This is a genomic window from Gemmatimonadaceae bacterium, from assembly GCA_035533015.1.
In the GTDB taxonomy this organism is placed as follows: Bacteria; Gemmatimonadota; Gemmatimonadetes; order Gemmatimonadales; family Gemmatimonadaceae; genus JAGWRI01.
Genome location: DATLUQ010000036.1, coordinates 1 through 22,271, shown reverse-complemented (window position 1 = coordinate 22,271; position 22,271 = coordinate 1). Strand labels below are relative to the sequence as shown.

Here is a 22,271-nt window from a genome sequence, read left to right as displayed (position 1 = left end):
GCTAGCCTCCGCCCGCCCGCAGCAGGATGAGCACCGCGACGATGAAGCCGAGGATGACCATCGTCTCCGGAATGGCGAGAAGGACGATGATCGTGCCGGCCAACTCCGGCTTCTCGGCCAGTGCTGCGGCGCCGGCCGTGCCGATCTTGGACTGTGCCCACGCGGTGGCCAGCGCGGCCACGCTGAGCACGGCGGCGGCACTGATCACGATCCACATCATGTTCATGAAAGTTTCCTCGTCGTCTCGGGAACGAGCGGGCCGGCGCGATGGCCAAACGGCTGAAACGGACGTCCGCCCGGGTTATAGAACTTCCCAAAAAACTCCACATAGTGGAGCCGGAGCGCGTGAATCGCCGGGCTGAACAGCCCGATCGCGAAGTTCACGAGGTGGAACAGCAGCGCGAATACCAGGCCGACGACCGTGCCGCCAAAGGCGCCAACCATCTGGTTGGCCACGACGGCGAGCATCACCGACGCGGTGCCGATGGCCATGATACGCGCGTACGACAACACGTTGCCGAGCGTGGCCAACAATTCGACGGGCGCGATCACCCCTTCGGCAAAGACCAGCAAGGGGAACGCGATGAGCAAGGCAATCACGGCCGGCGTGAACAGCCCTTTGGGAAGCACCTCGAACGCCGCCAGCAGTGCCCCGACCACCAGCAGCACCATCACGGCCGACACGCCGCGGCCCAGCGCGTGCTTGGGTTCCTTGTGGAACGCGGTGATGGCACCGAGCACCAGGCCGAGCACGACCTGCACCACGCCGAGGCCGACGGCCAGCGCGAGAGCGGCGAACACGGCCTTCTCGCGATCGAAGATGATGGGGTGGATGCCCAGCAGCCGTATTCCCAGATCCCCGAAGTACTCGCCGTACAGCACGCCGAAGATGATCGCGAACGCCGCGCACGGACCGGCAATCTCCGCGGCCGTTCGCAGGAAGCTGCCCCGCTCGGTCCGGGCATGAATGATGACCGCCAGGATGGCGAGCAGCACGCCGTAGCCCACATCGCCAAGCATCATGCCGAAGATGAGCGGAAAGAAGACGGCGACGAACGGCGTCGGATCGATGCTCCCGTATCGCGGCAATGGAAGCAATCCGATGATCTGCTCGAACGGCCGGAAGAGCCGCGGGTTTGAGAGTACGACCGGCGCGTCTTCGGTGCCCCAAGCCTCGCGCGCCACGGACTCGATCACCACCGCGGGCCCGGCCGCGGCGGTGACCCGTCGCATGAACTCGGCCAGGCTCCGCTCGGGAAGCCACCCTTCGAGGTCGAATGCGTGCTCGGTCACCGCGGTACGCTCGTGTGCCGCGGCGGTGGACAGCCAATCATCGATCGCCGCCCGCGCCTGCCGAAGTTCGGCTCCACGGCTCGCGGCAAGCAGGCGCCGGTCGTCGGCGCATGCTCTCAGTTCCAATGGGATCTCGTCCAACCGCGCGAGCATCTTGGGCACGGCGCGTTCGAGCGGCATGTCGCGATACGCCTGCGGCAGCGGTACCTCGGGCACGCGGGCCTCGGCCAGTCGGGCGTCGAGCTTGTCGCTGAACTCGCGGGGCAGCACGAGCAGGATCGCCAGGTCGCCGCCGGGCAACTCATGCGTGCTCATCGTGAACTCGCCTCCGAGTTGCTCGCGCAGCGCGTCGGTGAGGGCGTCCACGGTGGACCGAGTCGATGCAGGCACGACCACGGCGCGGCTCGTGAGCCGCGCCGTGTCGGCCACCTGCCGCACGGCCGGGAGCACTGCCGAGAGGAAATCGCGGTATCGTGAGACCAGCGCGCGTTCCTCCTCCAGCCCGGTCTCGCGGTCGCGGAGCGCCCGCGCCGCCCGCGCCGTCGCGTCGGCAAGCCGCGCCCAGTGGGCGAGGTCGGCGGTCGTCGCCGGGCGCACTTCCGCCCGCGCACCGTCCGCGGAGAGCAACCGCAATGCCTCTTCGACTTCCGCGAGCACGCGCGTCAACTGTACGCGTCGGCGCTGTTCCGGTGGGGAGAGGCGCGCCCGTTCCACCCCCGTGCGCGATGGCGCCTCTGCCAACTGCAACTGGCCGAAGTCCTGGACGGCGCTCAGAGCGGCGTCGAACCGGTCCTTCGGTCCGAGCACCCGCACCTTGGCCATCGGGATGATCACGGAGACTCGGCCGCCGGCGCCACGAACAGGGCCAACCGCTCGGCGATCGCGGCGATGCGGGCGTCGTCGGCATGGGCGAACATTCGTGTATGCCGATCGGCCTCATCCTGAATGGATCGGGCGTCGCGCCGCCGTTGCTCCGTGGCCTGCTCATCCAGCAGCCGCAGCGTTTCGGCAAGCTCGCGCTCCGCGTCGGCGTCAGCGGCGGCCGCGGCATCATGCGCGTCGCGCACCAATCGCTCCGCGTCACGCTCGGCCTCCGCCAAGCTCAGGGCCACGGCGCGTTCGGCTTGGAGCAGTTCGTCAAGGGCCGACGAGTCGGCGGCCGCCTTCTGTTTGTCCTTTCTGGAAGTTGCCATGTCCGCCTCGGTACCCACGTAGAATGGGGAATCCCAGCCACGCTTCGTAGATACGGCGGCGACAATGGGGCAGGACATAGGGTGTGTGCCGCACAGGCGTCGGGGAATGACCGACCAGTCACCCCCGGAGGACCGGCTATATGGGCAGCGATCATTCCCGGACGGTGGTCACGAGGGTCGTGCCGCGTCGTGCGGGTCGGTGGCCCCCCGGTCCTGCTTCAGTTGATGCCCGACGCCCCCACGACCGCGCTACTTCTTTGCCACGCGCACGACGCACTCATCCCTGGCCCTCGAAGCCCGCGGTTCGCTTGGCGAAAAACGCGTCGAGCCCCTCCGCGAAGTCGCGGCCGTCGGCCGAGCGCACCAGGTGCTGTAGTTCCTCGTCCAGGTGGTAATCGAGCTGCTCCACGCCGGCCGCTTGATTGATGAGACTCTTGGCTACGGCGTACGCCTGCGTCGGCCCGGTGGCGATCCGCTGCGCCACGGCCATCACGTCGTCACTGAATGAGGCGCGCGGAAATACGTCATTGATCAGATGCAGGTCCTTGGCCTGGCCGGCGGTGAGCCGCGGGTTGAGCAGCACGAGACCCATCGCCATGCGAAGCCCCACGAGCCGCGGTAGAAAGAAGGTCGAGCTCTCCGCCCCCGTCAGTCCGGTCTTGTGGTACGCCCACTCGAAGGTCGCGTCGTCCGATGCGAACACCAGATCGCACGCCATCGCGATGCCGAATCCGCCGGCCGCGGCCACGCCTTCGACGGCCGCGATGAACGGCTTGGGCGCCCGTTTGATCTCGGAGATCGTGCTATGCAGGTACTCGAGGATCTCCTTGAACCCCTCACCGAATCCGGGAGGAGCCGCCGTCCCGTCGGGGCGCAGGTAGCCGAAGTCCTCTTGCGAACCCTGGGCCCGGATGTACTTGAGGTCCGCACCGCTGCAGAAGATACCGTTGGTGCCGCGCACGATCACGCACCGCACGTCCTTGTCGCGCGCCAGCTGCAGGCCGGCCTTCCGGAAGTCGCGGGCCGTCTCCACGTCCAGGGAGTTGAACCGCTCGGGCCGGTCGATGACCAGCACGCCCACCGCCCCGTGGCGTTCAATATGGATGTGCTCCATGGCCATGACGCCGGTCGCCTCAGCAGATGCGCGGCAGGAGTTCGCCCTCGTACTCCGAGAGCAGCCGCTTGCCGAGCCCGGTATCGAGCACGACGTCGCCCACGCGCGTGTCCACGCATTCACCGATCACGGCGGCGTTGACGCCAGTCGGGTGGCGGCGCAATGCGTCGAGCACGGCCTGCACCGTCGCGTCGTCACCGCGCACGCCGAGCACGGCCTTACCCTCGTTGGCCACGTGCATCGGGTCGAGGCCCAACATCTCGGCCACCGCGCGCACCACCGGGTTCACCGGCACCAGTTCCTCGCGAACGAGGATGCCGACGCCGCCCTTCTCGGCCATCTCGTGCAGCGCGCTCGATAGCCCGCCGCGGGTGGGATCCTTCATCGCACTCACCGCGCCGGGGCGGATGGCGAGGGCGTCGCGGATCATGCCGTTGATCGGCGCCACGTCGGAATACAACTCGGCGTCGATGGCGAGATGGTGGCGATGCGCCATCAGCGCCATCCCGTGATCGCCCACGTTGCCGGTGACGAGGATGCGGTCGCCCACCTGCAACCCCGAGTCGCGGACGATGGCGTCGGCCATCGCCACGCCGGTGGTGTTGATCACCATGCCGTCCAGTTCGCCGCGTCCCATCACCTTCGTATCGCCGGTCACCACTGTGGTGCCCGCTTCGCGGCAGGTGTCGAACATCGACTGCTGCACGCGCTCGAGGTCGGCAAACGTGAAGCCTTCCTCCACGATCAGCCCGCAGGTGAGGCCGAGGGGCTCGGTGGCCCCCATCATCGCCAGATCGTTCACCGTGCCGGCAATGGCCAACCTCCCGATGTCGCCGCCCGGAAAGAACACCGGTTGCACGACGTGCGAGTCGGTGGTCACGACGAGCCACCTGTCCCCCACGCGCAGCGCGGCGCCGTCGTCCATCGCGGCAATGCCGAAGCCGTCGACCTCGACGTCCACGAATCCGCGCGTCAGCGTTTCCTGGATGAGGCGGCGCATGGCGCGCCCGCCGGCTCCGTGCTTCATCACGATCGTCGGATCGCGGCGGCCGGAGTGCGCGCGCACCGCGTCGGCGGACGTTGCGGTCGTCATAGCTTCGGGTGCCCTCCGTACTGGTGCCAGATGCGGCAGGTGCCCTCACTGCTCACCATGCACGCGCCCACCGGGGCGTCGGGCACGCACTCCTTGCCGAACAGCGAACACTTCTCCGGCGAGGAGATGCCGGCCATGATGTCACCGCAAACGCAGAGTTGCGTGAGGGCCGGTGGGGCCTGCGTCCACAGCCGCTTGAGGTCGATCTTGAATTGCCGGCGCGCGTCGAGGTGCGCGTACTCGTCCCGCAGGCGAAGGTTGCCGTTGGGCACGTGCGCGATGCCGCGCCAATTGCCGCCCGTGGTCCGGAACACTCGCCACAGTTCGCGTTGGGCCACCGTGTTGCCTTCCTTCGTCACGCAGCGTGGAAACGCGTTCACCACGCGATGGTCGTGGTCGCGGATCAACTCCACGAGCTGCGCGAGCCCGGCCAGGATGTCCAGCGGCTCGAACCCGGCGACCACCACGGGAATGCCGTGCCGCTCGACGAATCGCTCGAAAATTCCCCAGCCTGTGATCGTGGCCGCGTGCCCCGCCGCCAGGAATCCCTCGATCCGCGTGTCCGGCATCTCGGCCACGATCTCCATGACCGGCGGGATGTACTTGTGTGCCGAAAGCACGTAGAAGTTCGGCGGGGGATCGTTGACGACGATCGCTGCCGTGGCGACCGCGGTGGTTTCAAAGCCGCTGGCGAAGAAGACAACCGGTTCGTCGGACTCGCGGGCGATGTCCACCGCTTGGGCGGCGCTGTACACCACGTCCACGTGGCCGCCCATGGATTGGACCTCGGCCAGCGACCGCACCGTGCCTGGCACGCGCAGCATGTCGCCGTAGGTCACCACCCGCACGCCGTCCTCGGCGAGCACTACCGCCTCGTCCACTTCGGGTAGGTCGGTCACGCACACCGGGCACCCGGGACCCATGATCACGTCGAGCGCGTCGGGAAAGGTGGCGCGCAGGCCGAACTTGGCGATGGACTGCTCGTGGCTGCCACAGACGTGCATCACGGTCACTGGCGCACGGCCGATCTGCTCGCACATGTGGGCGATCGCGTCGGCAAGGGCGTGGGCGCGCGCCGGGTCGCGGAACTTCAGTTCGTCGGCGCCCTTGGGCAGCGCCGCCGTGGCGGCGGTAGGGCTAGCCACGCGTCGCGCTCGCGCTGGAATTGGAGGTGGCACTCGCCGGCCGTTGGCCGGCGTCGATCTCGCCGCGCACGTCGGCGGCCATCATGTCATTCTCGGCTTCGCGCAGCAGCACCTCGTACAGCGCGAGCGTCTCCTGGATCTCGTCGGCCGGGATGCGTCGGATGGCGAACCCCACGTGGTTCAGGATGTAGTCGCCCGGCCCGACCGGCTCGTCGATGATGTCGAGGCGGGTCTCGCGACGTACGCCGAAGAAATCGACCTGAGCCGTCTGTCCGTTGACCGCGATCACGCGGCCGGGTACGCCGAGGCACATGGGAATTCCCCTCTCCGATGCAGCGGGTGGATCTCGAACGCTACGCCAAGCTGGGAATGACGCGTGCGCGTGTCAGTAAGCAGACCCGGTGAAGAATGTAAGGGGAACCCGGATGTGCTGCCGGTGTCGCCGGCCTTACGCCAATCACACCACAGATGCGTAGGCGCGTGCCTTACAAAACTCCGGCATGTGCCGACGGTTCCGCGCCTTGGGAGTCGGCACATTCAGCCCTGCAGCAACGGGTATCAACGGAGCAGAACATCGGCACCATGCGACGAATCAGCTACCAACAGTCCTGGATACCACGCCCCCAACGGAGTGCGGAGATCGTACATATGAAAAATTTCAATAGTCCGGTTTCGAGGCGGCTGGCCGCGTTGTTTATCGTCGCGGTGGTCGCCTCCGCTTGTTCCAGCGAGAAGATCGCGTATCGGAGTGAGCCGAGGTTCAGCGCGCCCCCGGCGGCGGCCGCGAACTTCGTCGGGTACGCGGACAGCACCACCAAGGAGACGGTGTGCGGAACGTGTCACGTGGATCAGCAGGCCAAGTGGGTGACGACCAAGCATGCCAACGCCTGGGCGGATCTGCAGGCGAGCGGGCACGCCGGCGCGTCCTGCGTGCCGTGCCACACCGTCGGCCCGAACGGGAACGCGACGAGCGACACCCTGGTGGGCTACGTTGCCACCAAGAGCGCCCGCTATGAGGACGTCCAGTGCGAAAGCTGCCATGGCGCCGGTCTCACGCATGTGTCGGCTCCAGGGCTCAGCAATCGTCCGCTGGCGTCGATTGCCGTCGACACCGGAACGGCGTTTGGCAACGGGTGCGGCGAGTGCCACACCGGCACGCACGATCCGTTCGTCGATGAATGGATGCAGACGGCCGACGCCGGCCATGCGCACGTCGAGGCCCATGCGTTGGGCAACGCGTCGTGCACGTATTGCCATGTCGGGCAGGACGCGCTGGCCAAGTGGGGCGTGAACACCAACTATGTGGAAGCGTCCCAGGAAGCCACGAACCCCATGACGGTGACGTGCGCGGTCTGCCATGACCCGCACGGCGGTCCGAACACCGCACAGCTGCGCTACCCCGTCAACGTGGCCGACACCGCCGGCAACCTCTGCATGCGGTGCCACCAGCGCAACGGTAAACCGGTGGCGCCCGCCAGCACGCACGCGCCGATGGCGCCGGAAGGTCCGGTGCTGCTCGGCTTCGCGGGCTGGTTCCCTCCCAATTACACCGGTCCCGACACCATCGTCGGCACGCACGGCTCATCTGCCAATGCGAACCTCTGCGTGACCTGCCACATGGGCAAGATGACGGTGAACGACGCCAACGGAGCGTTCGTCACGAGCTACATGGGCCACACGTTCGCCGCGGCCCCCTGTCTCGATGCCCAGGGCGTCCCGACCACCGGCACGTGCGACGTCTCCCAGCGATCGTTCGACGCCTGCGCGACCAGCGGCTGCCATGGCAGTCCGGCGGCGGCGCGCTCGGCGATGGTGGCCGTGGAGGGCCGCCTCGCGTTGCTTGATTCGGCGCTCAACAGCCAGCTGGTGCAGATCCCAGCCGCCGAATTGAAGAAGACGACGATGAATACCGCCATCGGCGCGACGTTCAATCTTCAACTGGCCGAAAAGGTCGGGAGCGCCGAGCACAACCCGTTCCTTATGGAAACGCTCCTCACGAGCAGCATCAAGCAGGTCCAGTTGGACTATGGGATCGCGCCCAAGATCAGCGTGAACCTGGCGAACATCCTTCCGCAGATGGCGCGGGACAACCGCTGATCGGCATCCACTGAGCGGATCGTGGGCGCTGGCGGGGGTCGGGAATGGATACCTTCCCGACCCCCGTCAGCGTCTCGAGCCCAGGGAGAACGGTGCGCAGAGGCCCCCGGCCGTCCGGGGCCCCGCCTGTCGTCCGGGTTGCGGGTCCAGACCTGTTGTGTGATATCAGGGGATACCCGACAGATCTGAGCACTCGAATTCACCCCGGTAAACGCATGACACTAATGTAGGCGTATCCCCCACAAATCTCCGGTATCCACCGACGGTTACGCTACTTAGCCGCCCGCACATTGCATCACGCAGCGGTTGCCGCCGTGAGGGAGGCAGCCGCACGATGCGAAACAGCACGAGATCGGTGCAGGTCCCACGCCCCCCACGGAGTGCGGAGGATAATCGCATGAGAAGTTCCAAGGGTCCGGTTCTGGCGCGGCTTGCCGCGGTGGTGATCGGCGCGGTCGCCGCCTCGTCGTGTACCAGCGAAAAGATCGTTTACCGGAGCGAGCCGAGCTTCACCGCGCCCCCTGCGGCTGCTGCGAATTTCGTCGGGTACTCGGACACGCTCACCAAACAGACGGTGTGCGGCAACTGTCACGTTGATCAGCAGACGAAATGGGAGACCACCAAGCACGCGAATGCCTGGGCGGATCTCCAGGCGAGCGGGCATGCCGGCGCCTCGTGTGTCCCCTGCCACACCGTCAGCGCGAACGGCAATGCGGTTACCGACACGCTGGTCGGCTATGTGGCCACCAAGGACGCGCGGTACGAAGATGTGCAGTGCGAGAACTGCCATGGGCCTGGGCTGGCGCACGTTTCGGCGCCCGCCCTGAGCAACCGGCCGCTGGCCTCGATTGCGGTCGACACCGGCACCGCGTTCGGCAATGGCTGCGGCGAATGCCACACCGGCGTTCACGAGCCGTTCGTCGATGAATGGCGGCAGTCGCGGCACGCCGTCAGCGTCGAAACGCCCACGAAGGGGAACGCCACCTGCCAGCCGTGCCACACGGCGCAGGGCGCGCTCGCGGCGTGGAACGTCAACACCAATTACGTCGAAGCGAGCCAACTCGCCAGCAACCCGCAGCCGATCGTGTGCGCCACGTGTCATGACCCGCACGGCAGCAGCAACCCGGCCCAGTTGCGGTGGCCGATCAACGTTGCAGATGTCACGCAGAACCTCTGCATGAAGTGCCATCAGCGGAACGCGACGGCCGATCCGACCAACACGCGCGGTCCGCACTCGCCCGAAGGCGAAACGCTGCTCGGCACCGCCGGGTGGTGGCCCCCGGGCACGGACCTGACCGATACGATCGTCGCGACCCACGGCTCGTCTGCGAACCCGGAACTGTGCGTCACCTGCCACGTATCCAGCTTCGCCGTGAACAATCCGGCCACCGGCAGCTTGGTGTTCCAGGCCACCGGACACCTGTTCGTCGCCATCCCGTGTCTCGACGCGAACGGGCTCCCGACTACGGCCAGCTGCGACGTCTCGCAGCGCACGTTCGGTGCGTGCACGGCCAGCGGCTGCCACGGCAGCGAATCGGTCGCACGGTCGGCGATGACGGCGGCTTCGTCGCGGCTGGCGCTGCTCGACTCGGCGCTCAACAGCCAGCTGGTCAAGATTCCGGCCAGCGAATTCGCGGCGAGCAGCGTCCTCACCACGGCCAAGGGAGCCAAGTTCAACCTCCAACTGGCCGAAGAGCCGGGCGCGGTGGTCCATAATCCTTTCCTCATGGAAGCGCTGCTCACGGCGAGCATCAAGCAGGTGCAACTCACCTACGGCATTCCGCCTACGATCAGCGTGAACCTGGCGAACATCCTGCCCGCAACGGCCAAGTCAGACCAGTAAGCGGGTGATGCCGAATTCGAAATGCAGCATCGGCGCGGGTCGGGGATGAACACCTTCCCGGCCCGCACCAGCACCGGGGCGCCGCTCCGGTGCCCCCAACGGGCCCGAGTCGGGCCGAGCGGAGAGAGCAATGGCAGCAGCGGACCGCCACCACGGCGCGACGCCGAGCGGGGAGTCGGAGGCGGGCATATGGTGACGCCGGCGGTCGTGCGGGGCTTCGGGCCCCGGAGGGTCACGCGGGCTCACACGATTCGTTCGATGGTCGCCGCAGGGGCACTCGCCGTCGCGGCCGCGGCCAGTGCCGGCGCCCAGGGCGTGGTCATCCAGGGATCGAGCTACGCCCAGTTCCTCGATATGCGGCCCCTCGTCACCGACAGCGTGCCGTTCAGCGCCACCGACTCGCTCTCGTCGCTGTTTCGCGTGACGAAAAACGGGGTGGTGACGACCTGCACGACCGGCGATCCGTACTGCTACTTCTACAAGTCGGCACCGAGGGCGAGCCTCACCGCGATGATGCAGGACCTGGACGTCACGGCATGGGGTCTCGGGACGGGCCTCAGCCTGCACGCGCAACTGCGCGGCCGCGCCGCGACGGGCGATGCCCGCGACCTGTGGCCGCAAGCCACCCAGTCGTTCGACGTGCTCGCGGCCTATCTGGAACTCGACCGCTCGGCGTTCTCGGCCAAGCTCGGGCGCCAGTGGGTGGCCACGGGGCTCGGCATGTTCAACTTCGACGGCGCGGCGTTGACGGTGCACCCGGTTTCCATCGTCAGCGTCGACGCCTACGGTGGCGGCACCCTGGTACAGGGCCTCGATCGTCCCCTCGATGCGGCGGCGCTGTCGCCGGTGGAAGACATCCCGCCAGTGGACCGATCGTTCCTCGTGGGCGGTTCGGTGCAGATCCGCCCGAGCCCGTTCGCCGCCGTACGCGTGCAATACCAGCGCGAAGTGCGCAGCGACCTGGGCGCCCTGTACTCCGAGCGCATGGCGGCGGACGCCGAGTTCCAGGCGCCCTGGGCGTCGTTCGGCGGCGAGGCGACGCGGGACCTGGCCACCCAGACGTTCAATGACCTGGCGGCGCACGTCGCCTTCAACCCCTGGCGCGGCATCAGCTCGCGGCTGGAGGTGCGGCACTACGTGCCGTATTTCGACCTGTGGACCATCTGGGGGGCGTTCTCCCCCATCGGGTACGACGAGGCCACGGCCAACCTGAACTGGAGTTCGGCCAACGCGCGCCTGGCCTTCGGTCTCTCGGGCGGCCGCCGGACATATGAAGACACATATACCGGCGTGGCCTTCCTCCCGCTGCGCACGAGCGGATGGCGCGTGGGAGCCACCGGCGCCGTGCACGTCGCCCGCGCGTGGACGGTGCAGGGCAGCTATGACATGGATATCAACTTCGGCGCGTCGACCACCGATGGCGACGTGGCCCTGCGATGGGCCCCCAGCGATCGCGGCTCGCTCTCCGTGCACGGCACCGCCTTCCAGAACATCTACGAATTCACGGTCGGCGAGGGGCGGGTCCTCGGCACGGGTCTCCAGGGCAGCTACCGGCTGCGCCCCGATCTGCAGGTCATCGCCGATGCCACCGTCTACCAACACACCGGCCGCAACGAACCCGACCTCGCCAACTGGGACCAGCGGCGCGCCAGCCTCCGCCTGGAGTGGCGCGTGGGCGGCGAGCCAGGCGGTTGGACCGTCGGTCCGCTGAGGAAGCCATGAACCTGCGGCGATTGATCGTTCCGCTAGCGCTCGCCGTGGCCACGGCCGGGTGGGCCGTGCAGCAGCAACAGTCGCGCGGCACCTTCCCGCATTCCCGACATGCCAAGCTGTTCCCCACCTGCGAAGGGTGCCACAGCGGCATTCTGGACGGCGATACGGCGCGCATGTTCCCCACCAAGGACGCGTGCGCACAGTGCCACAACGGTACGGACCAACGGCTCGTGGCATGGAGCGGCCCGTCCTGGCACGCCACCAACCTCAAGTTCTCGCACACCGACCACGCGGCCACGTCGGCCCAGGCGGGCAACCCGGCGGCGTGCGCCAACTGCCACGGCCAGCAGGCGGGCCGCGACACGGCGTGGATGCACGTGGCCGGCGCGAATCCCGACGCCTGCATCGCCTGCCACACGCATCAGGCGCCCGCACATCTGGCATCGACCGCCACGTGCACGACGTGCCATGAACCGCTGACGCAGGCCACGGCGCTCACCGCCTCGGCGATCGCGAATTTCCCGAAACCGCCGTCGCACGACGCCCCCGACTTCCTGGCCGCGCACGCGCCGACCACCGGCGCCCAGGTGGCGCAGTGCGCGACTTGCCATGCCCGGGAGAGCTGCGCGCGGTGCCATGCCAACGCCGATCAACTCCCCGCCATCCGCTCACTGGCCAACGACGTCCGCGTCGCCTCGCTCGTGCGCAACGTGGCGCCGGTGTACTTCACGCCCGCTTCCCACCGCACCGCGGGCTGGCCCTATGAGCACGGCAAGGATGCGGGCGCCAATCCGCAGACCTGCGGCAGCTGCCACACGCAGACCAGTTGCCGCACCTGTCACATCGGCGCGCTCGGAAGCAGCGTGATCGCCAAACTTCCCGAGGCGAAGCCGGGCCAGGCGCCGGGCGTCGTGCTCGTGGCGCCCCCCCGCACGCCGCCGCGCCAATCGGTCACCGTGACGGCGGCTGCCAATGCACCGGCCACCACACTGCTGGCGACTGCGAGAGACACGGTGCGCCTCGCCGTGGTGCACGTCCACCCCGCCGGATTCGCGACCAATCATGAGACCGCGGCGACCACTGGGCAGCTCGACTGCCAGGGGTGCCATAAGCCGAGCGATTGCGCGGCCTGTCACGACGGGGTCCCCACGCGCCAGAGTTCTCATGTCCACCCGGCCGGATTCGCGACCAACCACAAGACCGCCGCCGCCAGCGGGCTGCTCAACTGCCAAGGGTGCCATAAGCCGAGTGACTGCACGGCCTGTCACGACGGTGTCTCCCCGCGGCAGGACTTTCACCCGGCCGACTTCATGGCGCGCCACGCCACTGCGGCCTACTCGCAGGAGCAGAACTGCAGCTCCTGCCACCGTGTCGAGACCTTCTGCCGGTCGTGCCATCAGAAGAGTGGCATCGCCAACAGCGGAGGGGTGCGCGGAACGGCTCACACCGGCCAGCCGCTATGGCTGCTGCAGCACGGGCAGGCGGCCCGCCAGGGGCTCACCGGGTGCACGAGTTGCCATCAGCAGAGCGATTGTCTGCGCTGCCACTCGAGCCTCGGCATGCACGTCAACCCGCACGGGCCGAACTTCAACGCCGAGAGCATGGGATCGAAGAACATGCAGATGTGCCTGGTGTGCCATCTGACCAACCCGCTCAAGGGTGGTGGCTGAGCCCCCAAACGCGGGTCAGTTCTTGGCGGACTTCCCTGGCCCCTTGGAGTGCAGGTTCTGCAGCGCGCTGTCCGTGAGCATGTCGGTCGTGTTGTTCTCTCGCCGCTTGATCTCGGCGCTGGCGCTGTCGGCGAGCGCCTTGTTGCCCAACTTCTCGGCGGCCATGTAGATGCCGAAGAAGGGTGCGGCGTTGAGCGGGGCCAGGTTCGCGGACTGCCGGTAGCTCGTCAGGGCATCGGCATACTTGCCGGCGCGATATTGTGCATTGCCGCTGTCCAGCGCCGCGCGTGCCTCCGGCGACATCGTGGTGTGGGGATTGGCCTGACTGTCGGCCGCCGGGGCCATCATCTGGCCCAGCGGCTGCTTGGCTGGCTCGGCTTGCTTGCTGCACGCCGCGACGAGCAGCGCCGGCAGGGCGACGATCGTGAGAGCGCGGACGGCGCTACGGGAAAACTCGGACATGACGGCCTCGGTACGTGGGCGGTGCTGGGTGACTGCTCGTTGCGCCGCAGTATCGCCCACCGGGCGCCGCAGACGCAGCCGGACCTTTTCCCCGACACGGGTCGGGCGATTCCCGACCATCGTGTCAGTACAACCCCCTGGGGGATTCAGGGGTTCGCTTCTGTGTGGCGCCTTCCCCAAGTCTGATCATCATGGCACGCGATCGCAATACACGCGGGGGCGGGTGCCCGGGAGCCGGGTGTCGCGAGCCCACGCGACCACAGACCCACCTAGGGGGTTGTGCCATGCTCACGCCAACCACGCATGCGTGGTCAGACGATGAGGCGCTGGGCGGATATCTTGGCCGGCGCGGCATCAGCCGTCGCGACTTCATCGAGTTCTGCGGACAGATGGCCGCGGTCCTCGGACTGAGCAGCCTGGCGGTGCCGCGCATCGCCGAGGCCATGGAGTCGCTCCAACGGCCCACCGTCATCTGGCTGCAACTGCAGGAATGCACGGGATGCGTCGAGAGCGTCATTCGCTCGTCGGACCCGACGATCGGCGACTTGGTGCTCGACGTCATCTCGCTCGATTTTATGGATACGCTCATGGCCGCCTCGGGCACCGCCGCCGAGAAAGCGTTGGACGATTCCCGCAAGAAGAACGCCGGCAAGTACGTGCTCATCGTCACCGGGTCGGTGCCCACACACGAGAACGGCATCTACACGATGATCGGCGGGAAGACCGCGCGTTCGCTGCTCGAGGAGACTGCTAAGGATGCGGCGGCGGTGATCGCCGTCGGCGCCTGCGCCCACTGGGGCAGTGTCCAGGCGTCGCATCCCAACCCCACGGGGGCGGTCGGGGTCTCGGACATCATCAAGGACAAGCCGGTGCTCAACATCGCCGGGTGCCCGCCGATCGCCGACGTCATCACGGCGACCGTGGTGCACTTCCTCACCTTCGGGCGGCTGCCCGCCACCGACTCCGACGGGCGTCCGCTGTTCGCGTACGGCAATCGGATCCACGACCAGTGCCCGCGCCGCGCCCACTACGACGCCGGCCAGTTCGTGCGGACGTTCGACGACGCCGGCGCGCGCGAGGGCTGGTGCTTGTACGAGGTGGGGTGCAAGGGACCGGCGACCTTCTCGCCGTGCCCGATCTTCATGTGGAACTCGCACACCGACTTCCCGATCGGCGCCGGCCATCCCTGCCTCGGCTGCACGGAGCGGAACTTCTGGGACACGATGTCGCCGTTCTATAATCGCATGCCGAACGTCGCCGGAGTCGGCGTGGAACACACCGCCGACATCCTCGGCGCTGCCCTTGCCATAGGCGCGGCCGCGGGCGTTGCCGCGCACGCCGCGGCGACGGGCATCTATCAGATCCGTTCGCGGCATCCTCATGAGGCGGCCGACCAGTCAACGAGCGAACCCGGCCGGGAGGACAGCCATGGCGAGAACTAAAGTTGTCGTTGATCCGATCACGCGCATCGAAGGCCACCTGCGTATCGAGGCCCAGGCCGAGAATGGCAAGATCGCCGACGCGTGGGCGTGCTCCACGCAGTTCCGCGGGATCGAGATCATCATGGAGGGGCGGGATCCCCGTGACGCGTGGGCGTATACCCAGCGCATCTGCGGCGTGTGCACCGTGGTCCACGCCGTGGCGTCGTGCCGCGCCGTGGAGGACGCGCTCGACATCCACATCCCGCCCAATGCGAATACCATTCGCAATCTCGTGCATGGGATGCAGTTCGTTCAGGACCACGTCATTCACTTCTACCACCTGCACGCGCTCGACTGGGTAGACGTGGTGAGCGCACTCAAGGCCGATCCGGCCCAGACGTCGAAGATCGCCGCGTCCATCTCGCCCTGGCCCAACAATTCCGCCACCCACTTCCGCGAAGTGCAGGAACGTCTCAAGACCTTCGTGGGCAGCGGCCAGCTGGGCATCTTCGCCAATGGGTACTGGGGCCACCCGGCGTACAAACTGCCCCCCGAAGTGAACCTGCTCGCCGTGGCACACTATCTCGAGGCGCTCGACTGGCAGCGCGACGTCATTCGCCTGCACACCATCTTCGGCGGCAAGAACCCGCACCCGAACTTCCTCGTCGGCGGCATGGCGAGCGCCATCAATCTCGAGGGCACGGCGACGATCAACGCCGCCAAGCTCAGCGAGATCAAAGACATGATCACGCGCGCCCAACGGTTCGTGGAAGAAGTGTACTGGCCCGACCTCGTGGCCATTGCCGGCTATTACAAGGATTGGGCGGCGATCGGCGGCGGCACGGGCAACTACCTGGCGGTGGGCGAGTTCCCCGACACCGACATCCGCGACGTGAGTTCGCTCTATCTGCCGCGCGGCATCGTGATGAACAAGGACCTCACAAAGGTGATCCCGTACGACCAGAACGGCGTGACCGAGTCGGTCTACGCTGCCTGGTACGACTATGACGAGGGGCCGAAGGCCGCGCTCCATCCGTACAAGGGCGAGACCAAGCCGCACTACACCGGCCCGCAGCCGCCCTGGCAGTTCCTCCAGGACGAGACCAAATACACGTGGATGAAGGCGCCGCGCTACAACGGCCACCCGATGGAGGTCGGCCCGTTGGCCCGCATGCTCGTTGCCTATGCCGGCGGGCACAAGGACGTGCAGGCGATCGTCGGCGACACGCTCAAGGCGCTCAACGTCGGGCCGGCGGCGCTCTTCTCCACGCTCGGACGCACGGCAGCGCGCGGCATGGAAACCGTGTTGCTGGCCCGCCGCCTCAGCGTGTGGTACGACGACCTCGTGACGCGCATCAAAGCGGGTGACGTCACGACCTTCGCCGGCAAGAACTGGGATCCGTCCACCTGGCCGAAGACCGCGCGGGGCTATGGTCCCCTCGATGCACCGCGCGGCGCGCTCGGCCACTGGGTGGAGATCGCGGACGGCAAGATCTCACGGTATCAGTGTGTGGTGCCGACCACGTGGAATGCCTCGCCGCGCGACGACAAGGGCGTCGTGGGCCCGTACGAGGCGGCGCTCACCGACAACCATCCGCTGCTCAAGCCGGACCAGCCGATCGAGATCCTCCGGACGGTCCACTCGTTCGATCCGTGCAACGCCTGTGGCGTCCACGTTCTCGACGTCAACGGCGATACGGTGACGGAGGTGCGCGTGCAATGACACCCGTCGATCCCAAACACGCGCGCGGTTCGCCCTGGCCGTCCATCGACGAACGGGCAGGCGCCATGACGCGCGAGCCGGTCATCCGTCGCGGTGGCCGTACGGAACAGTGGGTCTATCTCTGGCACTGGCCCATCCGCGCCATGCACTGGGCGGCGGCCGTGAGCATCGTGGTCCTCGTCGTGACCGGATTCTGGATCGGGAGCCCGTACTTCCTCACCGGCGGCGCGAGCCAGACCTTCGGATTGCAGTACGTGCGACTCGTCCACTTCATCGCCGCCGGCGTGCTCGTGGCCACGGCCATCGTCCGCGTCTACTGGCTGTTCGCCGGCGATCGCTTCGAGCGGCTGCCGGCGCTGTTCCCCGTGCGCAAGCGCGATTGGGTGAATCTGTGGCGGATGATCAAGTTCTACCTGCTCATCCATCCCGAACGCGGGCCGCGCTACCTGGGCCACAATCCGCTGCAGCAGCTGTCATATACGTTCACGTACTTCATGGCGGCCATTCTGGTCGTGACGGGCTTCACGATGTTCGGCGAGGCGGATCCGCAGGGGATCTTCATGCACACCTTCGGCCACCTCGCGCCGTACTTCGGCGGGTTCCAGTGGGTCCGCGTGCTTCACCACGTGGCCGCCTGGTACTTCCCGCTCTTCATCATCCTGCACGTGTACCTGGCCATCCGCGCCGACCTGCTGGAACGGAGCGGGGCCATCTCGTCGATCATCAGCGGCGGCCGGTTCGTTCCCACGGACGAGCGCTACGCCGATGAATGAGCCGCGCGAGGGCGATGTCGTCGTCGGGCTGGGCAACCCCATCATGGGCGACGACGGCATCGGCCTGGCCGCGCTCGAACGGTTGCGCGAAGAATGGGACATTCCGGCCATTGTCGAACTGGTGGACGGAGGCACGTGGGGGATGACCCTGCTGCCCCTCATCGAGTCCGCGCAGCGCGTGCTGTTTCTCGACGCGATCCGCACCGGGCGGCCTACCGGCACCGCCGTCAGGTTGTTCGGTGACGAGATCCCCCGGCAGGCGGCCCTCAAGGTTTCCCAGCATCAGATCGACCTGCGCGAGGTCCTGGCCGTGGCCGAGTTCCGGGGCACCCTGCCGCCCGAGATGGTGGCGGTCGGCCTCGAGCCCGCGACCTTCGAGCTCGGCGACCCCATGACGCCGGCCGTCGTCGACAATCTCGACCAGGTGGTGCACATGGCCGTCCACCAACTGCGTGCCTGGGGGCACGACTGCCGGCCGCGTCAGCCGGTCGAGGCGCTCCGTGCATGAGATGAGCGTCGCCATGGAGATCTGCCGCATCGTCGAGAACAAGATGCCGGCCGAAGGGACACTCGTCTCCGTTGGCGTCGAGATCGGCGACACCGCCGGGCTCGAGCCCGACAATCTGGAGTTCTGCCTCGAAACGCTGCTCACCCAACCGCCGTTCGCCGGCGCCAAACCGGTGTTCGACCGGGTCACGGGCGACGTGCTGCGCGTGACCTACCTGGAGATGGACGATGGCAATTAGAACGATCGACGTTCGGGAGCGCGTCATGGAACGCAATGACGGCATCGCCCGAGATGTCCGGCAGCGTCTCGACGAGGCCGGCGTCGTCGCGCTCAACCTCGTGTCGTCGCCCGGCTCCGGCAAGACGCTCCTGCTCGAGCGCACGCTCGACGCGCTCGGCGACGACCTCAACATGGCCGTGATCACCGGCGACGTGCAGACGCAGAACGATGCCGAACGCCTGGCGCGGCACACCAACCGCCTCGTCCAGGCCGTGGTCACCGGCGGGGCGTGCCACCTCGACGCCAGGCAGATCGACAGAGGACTGGAAGCGGTGGACCTCGACGACACCGACGTGCTGTTCATCGAGAACGTCGGCAACCTCGTATGTCCCGCGTCGTGGTATCTGGGTGAGGATGCCAAGGTCGTGCTGTTCTCGGTCACCGAAGGCGAGGACAAACCGCTCAAGTATCCCAAGATGTTCCGCGAAGCGCGCTACGCCGTACTCACCAAGATGGATCTGCTCCCCTACGTGCCGTTCGATATCGATCGGGCGGTGTCGTTCGCGCGCGAGGTGAACCCCGACCTCCAGTTCTTCTTCACGTCGTCCACCACCGGCAGTGGTCTGGACGAGTGGTTCGACTTCATTCGGGATCTCGCCGGCCGGCGGGCTGAACGACCTGCGCGGAGCGCGCCGTGAGCGGCGCGCGCTGACGCATGAACCCGACGGTCGACAATCTCGAGGCGGAGTCGGCGTCCGGATCTCATCCGGCCGCGCTCCGCCTCCGCGTTGCAGGCGTGGTGCAGGGCGTCGGGTTCCGGCCGTTCGTCCACCGGCTGGCGGTGCGGCATGCGCTCCGCGGATGGGTGCGCAACACCACCGGCGATGTCGAGATCGCCGTGGTGGGTGAATCGCTGGAACTCGAACGGTTCGTCGCCGCCCTGCGCGTCGAGGCACCTCCGCTCGCCCGCATCGACCGCCTTGAACGCGAGCCGGCGGACGGGGAAGACTTCGGCTCGTTCCGCATCGTGGAGAGCGAGGTCGACGGCATGGCGGGGCAGTGGGTCGCGCCCGACGTCGCCACCTGTCCGGATTGCGAAACCGAGCTGTTCGATTCCACGAACCGGCGCTATCGGTACCCGTTCATCACCTGTACCAACTGCGGCCCGCGCTATACGGTCATCGAACAGATGCCCTACGATCGCGAGCGCACCGCGATGCGCCCCTTTCCCCAATGCCCGGCCTGCCACCGCGAATACACTGGCATCGGCGATCGGCGCTACCACTCGGAAACGAACAGTTGTCCGGCATGCGGTCCGCGCCTCACGTTCCTTCACGGCACGGGCGGCGAGCAGGTGGGCGTCGATCCGATCGCCGCTGCGGCGGCCTGCCTGAGCGAGGGTGGCATCGTGGCAGTGCGCGGACTCGGCGGTTTCCATCTGGCGGTCGACGCGACTGACGAAACGGCGGTGCAGCGGCTGCGGCGCGGTAAGAACCGCGACGGCAAACCGCTGGCCGTGATGGTGCGTTCGCTGCGGGCGGCCCGGCGTCTGGCGGTCGTCTCCGATGCGGAAGCCCAGTGGCTCGAGCGGCCGAGCCGTCCCATCGTGGTACTCGAGCGGCGCGCGGACGCGGGTGTGGCCCCGTCGGTGTGCGGTGCACTGAGCACGATCGGCGTGATGTTGCCCTACACCCCGGTCCACTTGTTGCTCCTCGATGCCGTCCGGCGCCCATTGGTCATGACGAGCGGCAACCACAGCGGGCAGCCGCTGGCGGCATCGCTGGACGAAGCGCGCCGGGACCTCGGCGACGTGGCGGAGGCGTACCTCACGCACGATCGCGACATCGTCGCGCGGATCGACGATTCGGTCGTGCGCGTGGCGCCCGATGCCGCACTCGGCGCCGCGGTGGCGAGCGGTGGCGGCGCCACCATCCTGATGCGTCGCGCCCGTGGGTTCGCCCCCCTTCCGGTGGCGCTTCCCGTGGCCACGCCAATGCCGCTCGTCGCCGTGGGGCCGCATCTCAAGAACACCTTCGCCATCGCCGCCGGGCGCGACGTCTATGTGAGTCCGCACGTGGGTGATCTCGAGACGCTGGAGACCGCCGATCACTGGCGCGCCACCTACGATTCCTTCCGCCGGCTGTTTCGCGTGGAGCCGGCCGTGGCGGTGCGCGATCTTCACCCTCAGTACCTGTCCACGCGGCTTGCCGAGGAGCTGGGGCTCGCGCGCATCGAGGTCGTGCAGCATCACCACGCGCACATCGCCGCCGTGGCCGGGGAGCATGGGGTACGCGATCCGGTGATCGGCGTGGCGTTCGACGGCACGGGCTACGGCGATGACGGGCACACGTGGGGCGCCGAGATCCTGCTCGCCGATCTCACGAACTACCGGCGTGTGGGGCAACTTCGCTATGCGCCGCTGCCGGGGGGCGACGTCGCGGCCCGTTCGCCCTGGCGTGTGGCGCTCGGGTATCTGTCCCTCGAGCCCGGCCTAAGCGACGCCTTCGCGCTGGCGTTCGAGGACGTCGACCCTCGCGCCGTCGAGACCGTGCGCCGCCAGGTGGCCCACGGCGTGAATTCACCCCTTGCGTCGTCGATGGGCCGGCTGTTCGACGCCGCGGCCGCCGTGCTCGGCGTTTGCCGCGAGTCGCGCTTCGAGGGCGAGGCGGCGATGCTGCTCGAAGCCCGGGCCGGACGCCACCGCGGCTTGGTGCTCGCGTACCCGGCGGCGCGAGGCGAAAATGAGCGTCTGGTATTCGACCCCGTACCGCTGCTCGCCGAGTTGGGCGAGCGGGCGGTGCGCGGCGAGGATCCCGGGCCGTTGGCCGCGTCCTTCCATGAGACCGTGGCCGAGGGGACGGCTCGGGCAGTGGCGGCGATCGCCGAGCGCGAGGGCGTGCAACGGGTCGTGCTCGGGGGAGGGGTGTTTCAGAATGCACGCCTGCTCGCGTCGCTCTCGCACCGACTGGCACGGGGCGGGCTGCTGGTCTTCGCGCCCCAGGTTCTGCCGCCCAACGACGGCGGGGTGAGCTACGGCCAGGCCGTCGTGGCGGCGGCTCGCCTGGCGCGGGTTTGACCTTGCGTGGGGCGCCGCTGCCCCCATGTTCATGACTGGTGAAGAGGCCGCACGCATGACCGCGCGACAGGCGTGGCGACGAGGGGCGGTGATCGTGGCGGCCGTGTTCGCGGTGGCCGCCGCGGCGTGTTTCCGCAAGGGCAAGGGTGTTGAACCGGCCCGCCAGCCGGTGGTGCTCGTGGTGAACAACCGCGGGTTCTTCGACGTGGACGTCTACGCCCTTTCGTCGAGCGGCGCGTCGGCCGCGAGATTGGCGACCGTGACGGGATTTTCCGTAGCGCGCTTGGTGGTGCAGCCCAACTTGCTCCAGCCGGGGGGCGTTCTGCAGGTGCGCTTGCATCCGATCGGGACGTTGGTCACGTGGGTGAGCCCGTCGCTTCAGCTGTCGGATGGGGAGCACGCGCAGTTGGACGTCTATTCCGACGCCAACGGCAACCTGAGTCAAAGCGTCCTGTATCCATTGACCGACTCGACGTCGGCGCCCCCGTTGCGCTGAGGGCGGGCAGGGCAGAGCTGCTTCGGATTCGGGACACGCTGGGTGGGAGGCCAGATGGCATCGGACCGTTCGGACGATGCGGAACGCAGCGGGCGCCGCTGGATGCGCGCGATGGCCATTGGCATTGCGATCGCCTCGATCGCGCTCCTCGTCAGGGCGTCATCGCACTTCAATCAGACGTACGACGAAGAGGCGCACTTGGCGGCGGGATTGAACTGGTGGCAGTATGGCCGATCCGACGTCGACCAGGTGCATCCGCCGCTCGCTCGGATATTCATCGCGCTCGGCCCCGCCCTCGCCGGTGTGCGCCTGCACGGCAACGCGACCGTGTGGCTGCAGGGCAACGCCGCACTCCTGGCCGGGGGCCACTATCATCGCACGCTCGCGCTCGCGCGCGCCGGAGTGCTTCCGTTCTTCGTGCTCCTGCTCGCG

The 22,271-nt window shown here is 67.8% G+C and carries 21 protein-coding genes; 13 read left to right on the top strand and 8 right to left on the bottom strand.

Features of this window, described 5'->3' with window-relative positions; all coding sequences use genetic code 11:
• Nucleotide 1: 1 nt before the first annotated feature.
• The 7 genes from VNF92_07335 to VNF92_07305 form a co-directional block, all read right to left on the bottom strand.
• Nucleotides 2–226, bottom strand: coding sequence for a hypothetical protein (locus VNF92_07335; protein HVA57685.1), 225 nt, complete (start codon nucleotides 224–226; stop codon nucleotides 2–4).
• Nucleotides 223–2,127: a V-type ATPase 116kDa subunit family protein gene (locus tag VNF92_07330; GenBank protein ID HVA57684.1), complete on the bottom strand. Its 1,905-nt coding sequence runs from the start codon at nucleotides 2,125–2,127 to the stop codon at nucleotides 223–225. Before VNF92_07330 ends, VNF92_07335 begins: the two co-directional genes overlap by 4 nt.
• Nucleotides 2,124–2,486, bottom strand: coding sequence for a hypothetical protein (locus VNF92_07325; protein ID HVA57683.1), 363 nt, complete (start codon nucleotides 2,484–2,486; stop codon nucleotides 2,124–2,126). Before VNF92_07325 ends, VNF92_07330 begins: the two co-directional genes overlap by 4 nt.
• A 277-nt stretch (nucleotides 2,487–2,763) precedes the next feature.
• Nucleotides 2,764–3,606 carry an enoyl-CoA hydratase-related protein gene (locus tag VNF92_07320; GenBank protein ID HVA57682.1) on the bottom strand — a complete coding sequence of 281 codons (843 nt, stop codon included), beginning with the start codon at nucleotides 3,604–3,606 and terminating at the stop codon, nucleotides 2,764–2,766.
• A gap of 13 nt (nucleotides 3,607–3,619) precedes the next feature.
• Nucleotides 3,620–4,693, bottom strand: coding sequence for a hydrogenase expression/formation protein HypE (gene hypE, locus VNF92_07315; GenBank protein ID HVA57681.1), 1,074 nt, complete (start codon nucleotides 4,691–4,693; stop codon nucleotides 3,620–3,622).
• Entirely contained in the window at nucleotides 4,690–5,838 is a 1,149-nt protein-coding gene (hypD, locus tag VNF92_07310) for a hydrogenase formation protein HypD (GenBank protein HVA57680.1), read from the bottom strand. Before hypD ends, hypE begins: the two co-directional genes overlap by 4 nt.
• Nucleotides 5,831–6,151, bottom strand: a complete 321-nt coding sequence (locus VNF92_07305; GenBank protein HVA57679.1) for a HypC/HybG/HupF family hydrogenase formation chaperone — start codon at nucleotides 6,149–6,151, stop codon at nucleotides 5,831–5,833. The genes hypD and VNF92_07305 overlap by 8 nt, the downstream gene beginning before the upstream one ends.
• 335 nt (nucleotides 6,152–6,486) lie before the next feature.
• Here VNF92_07305 and VNF92_07300 point away from each other — a divergent pair, with 335 nt between their 5' ends.
• The 4 genes from VNF92_07300 to VNF92_07285 all read left to right on the top strand — a co-directional run bounded on the left by VNF92_07300 (nucleotide 6,487) and on the right by VNF92_07285 (nucleotide 13,161).
• Nucleotides 6,487–7,935: a multiheme c-type cytochrome gene (locus tag VNF92_07300; protein ID HVA57678.1), complete on the top strand. Its 1,449-nt coding sequence runs from the start codon at nucleotides 6,487–6,489 to the stop codon at nucleotides 7,933–7,935.
• Between the two features lie 397 nt (nucleotides 7,936–8,332).
• The gene (locus tag VNF92_07295; protein HVA57677.1) at nucleotides 8,333–9,778 is read left to right on the top strand and encodes a cytochrome c3 family protein; all 1,446 of its coding nucleotides are present in this window, start codon (nucleotides 8,333–8,335) and stop codon (nucleotides 9,776–9,778) included.
• Between the two features lie 258 nt (nucleotides 9,779–10,036).
• Nucleotides 10,037–11,500, top strand: a complete 1,464-nt coding sequence (locus tag VNF92_07290; protein ID HVA57676.1) for a hypothetical protein — start codon at nucleotides 10,037–10,039, stop codon at nucleotides 11,498–11,500.
• A complete protein-coding gene (locus tag VNF92_07285; GenBank protein HVA57675.1) occupies nucleotides 11,497–13,161 on the top strand; it encodes a hypothetical protein in 1,665 nt (554 codons plus the stop codon). The genes VNF92_07290 and VNF92_07285 overlap by 4 nt, the downstream gene beginning before the upstream one ends.
• Nucleotides 13,162–13,176: 15 nt before the next feature.
• Here VNF92_07285 and VNF92_07280 read toward each other — a convergent pair whose 3' ends face one another.
• A complete protein-coding gene (locus VNF92_07280; protein ID HVA57674.1) occupies nucleotides 13,177–13,623 on the bottom strand; it encodes a hypothetical protein in 447 nt (148 codons plus the stop codon).
• Nucleotides 13,624–13,907: 284 nt separating this feature from the next.
• On the opposite strand from VNF92_07280, the gene VNF92_07275 reads away from it, so the two are divergent.
• The 9 genes from VNF92_07275 to VNF92_07235 all read left to right on the top strand — a co-directional run.
• Entirely contained in the window at nucleotides 13,908–15,065 is a 1,158-nt protein-coding gene (locus VNF92_07275; protein ID HVA57673.1) for a hydrogenase small subunit, read from the top strand.
• Entirely contained in the window at nucleotides 15,052–16,767 is a 1,716-nt protein-coding gene (locus VNF92_07270; protein HVA57672.1) for a nickel-dependent hydrogenase large subunit, read from the top strand. Before VNF92_07275 ends, VNF92_07270 begins: the two co-directional genes overlap by 14 nt.
• On the top strand, nucleotides 16,764–17,540 hold the full coding sequence (cybH, locus tag VNF92_07265) for a Ni/Fe-hydrogenase, b-type cytochrome subunit (GenBank protein HVA57671.1): 777 nt from the start codon (nucleotides 16,764–16,766) through the stop codon (nucleotides 17,538–17,540). The genes VNF92_07270 and cybH overlap by 4 nt, the downstream gene beginning before the upstream one ends.
• A complete protein-coding gene (locus VNF92_07260; GenBank protein ID HVA57670.1) occupies nucleotides 17,533–18,048 on the top strand; it encodes a HyaD/HybD family hydrogenase maturation endopeptidase in 516 nt (171 codons plus the stop codon). Before cybH ends, VNF92_07260 begins: the two co-directional genes overlap by 8 nt.
• A gap of 1 nt (nucleotide 18,049) precedes the next feature.
• Entirely contained in the window at nucleotides 18,050–18,286 is a 237-nt protein-coding gene (locus tag VNF92_07255; GenBank protein HVA57669.1) for a hypothetical protein, read from the top strand.
• Nucleotides 18,276–18,965: a hydrogenase nickel incorporation protein HypB gene (gene hypB, locus VNF92_07250; protein ID HVA57668.1), complete on the top strand. Its 690-nt coding sequence runs from the start codon at nucleotides 18,276–18,278 to the stop codon at nucleotides 18,963–18,965. Before VNF92_07255 ends, hypB begins: the two co-directional genes overlap by 11 nt.
• A 17-nt stretch (nucleotides 18,966–18,982) precedes the next feature.
• On the top strand, nucleotides 18,983–21,343 hold the full coding sequence (gene hypF / locus VNF92_07245; GenBank protein HVA57667.1) for a carbamoyltransferase HypF: 2,361 nt from the start codon (nucleotides 18,983–18,985) through the stop codon (nucleotides 21,341–21,343).
• 55 nt (nucleotides 21,344–21,398) lie between these two features.
• A complete protein-coding gene (locus VNF92_07240; protein HVA57666.1) occupies nucleotides 21,399–21,839 on the top strand; it encodes a hypothetical protein in 441 nt (146 codons plus the stop codon).
• A gap of 54 nt (nucleotides 21,840–21,893) precedes the next feature.
• Nucleotides 21,894–22,271, top strand: a 378-nt coding sequence (locus VNF92_07235) for a hypothetical protein (GenBank protein HVA57665.1), incomplete at its 3' end; no start/stop codon positions are given.

Excerpts from the sequence above, each read along its gene's own strand:
- VNF92_07335 (HVA57685.1), bottom strand. The coding sequence starts at position 226 with ATGAACATGATGTGGATCGTGATCAGTGCCGCCGCCGTGCTCAGCGTG.
- VNF92_07325 (HVA57683.1), bottom strand. The coding sequence starts at position 2,486 with ATGGCAACTTCCAGAAAGGACAAACAGAAGGCGGCCGCCGACTCGTCG.
- VNF92_07320 (HVA57682.1), bottom strand. The coding sequence starts at position 3,606 with ATGGCCATGGAGCACATCCATATTGAACGCCACGGGGCGGTGGGCGTG.
- hypE (HVA57681.1), bottom strand. The coding sequence starts at position 4,693 with ATGACGACCGCAACGTCCGCCGACGCGGTGCGCGCGCACTCCGGCCGC.
- VNF92_07305 (HVA57679.1), bottom strand. The coding sequence starts at position 6,151 with ATGTGCCTCGGCGTACCCGGCCGCGTGATCGCGGTCAACGGACAGACG.
- VNF92_07300 (HVA57678.1), top strand. The coding sequence starts at position 6,487 with ATGAAAAATTTCAATAGTCCGGTTTCGAGGCGGCTGGCCGCGTTGTTT.
- VNF92_07295 (HVA57677.1), top strand. The coding sequence starts at position 8,333 with ATGAGAAGTTCCAAGGGTCCGGTTCTGGCGCGGCTTGCCGCGGTGGTG.
- VNF92_07290 (HVA57676.1), top strand. The coding sequence starts at position 10,037 with ATGGTCGCCGCAGGGGCACTCGCCGTCGCGGCCGCGGCCAGTGCCGGC.
- VNF92_07285 (HVA57675.1), top strand. The coding sequence starts at position 11,497 with ATGAACCTGCGGCGATTGATCGTTCCGCTAGCGCTCGCCGTGGCCACG.
- VNF92_07280 (HVA57674.1), bottom strand. The coding sequence starts at position 13,623 with ATGTCCGAGTTTTCCCGTAGCGCCGTCCGCGCTCTCACGATCGTCGCC.
- VNF92_07275 (HVA57673.1), top strand. The coding sequence starts at position 13,908 with ATGCTCACGCCAACCACGCATGCGTGGTCAGACGATGAGGCGCTGGGC.
- VNF92_07270 (HVA57672.1), top strand. The coding sequence starts at position 15,052 with ATGGCGAGAACTAAAGTTGTCGTTGATCCGATCACGCGCATCGAAGGC.
- cybH (HVA57671.1), top strand. The coding sequence starts at position 16,764 with ATGACACCCGTCGATCCCAAACACGCGCGCGGTTCGCCCTGGCCGTCC.
- VNF92_07260 (HVA57670.1), top strand. The coding sequence starts at position 17,533 with ATGAATGAGCCGCGCGAGGGCGATGTCGTCGTCGGGCTGGGCAACCCC.
- VNF92_07255 (HVA57669.1), top strand. The coding sequence starts at position 18,050 with ATGAGCGTCGCCATGGAGATCTGCCGCATCGTCGAGAACAAGATGCCG.
- hypB (HVA57668.1), top strand. The coding sequence starts at position 18,276 with ATGGCAATTAGAACGATCGACGTTCGGGAGCGCGTCATGGAACGCAAT.
- hypF (HVA57667.1), top strand. The coding sequence starts at position 18,983 with ATGAACCCGACGGTCGACAATCTCGAGGCGGAGTCGGCGTCCGGATCT.
- VNF92_07240 (HVA57666.1), top strand. The coding sequence starts at position 21,399 with ATGACCGCGCGACAGGCGTGGCGACGAGGGGCGGTGATCGTGGCGGCC.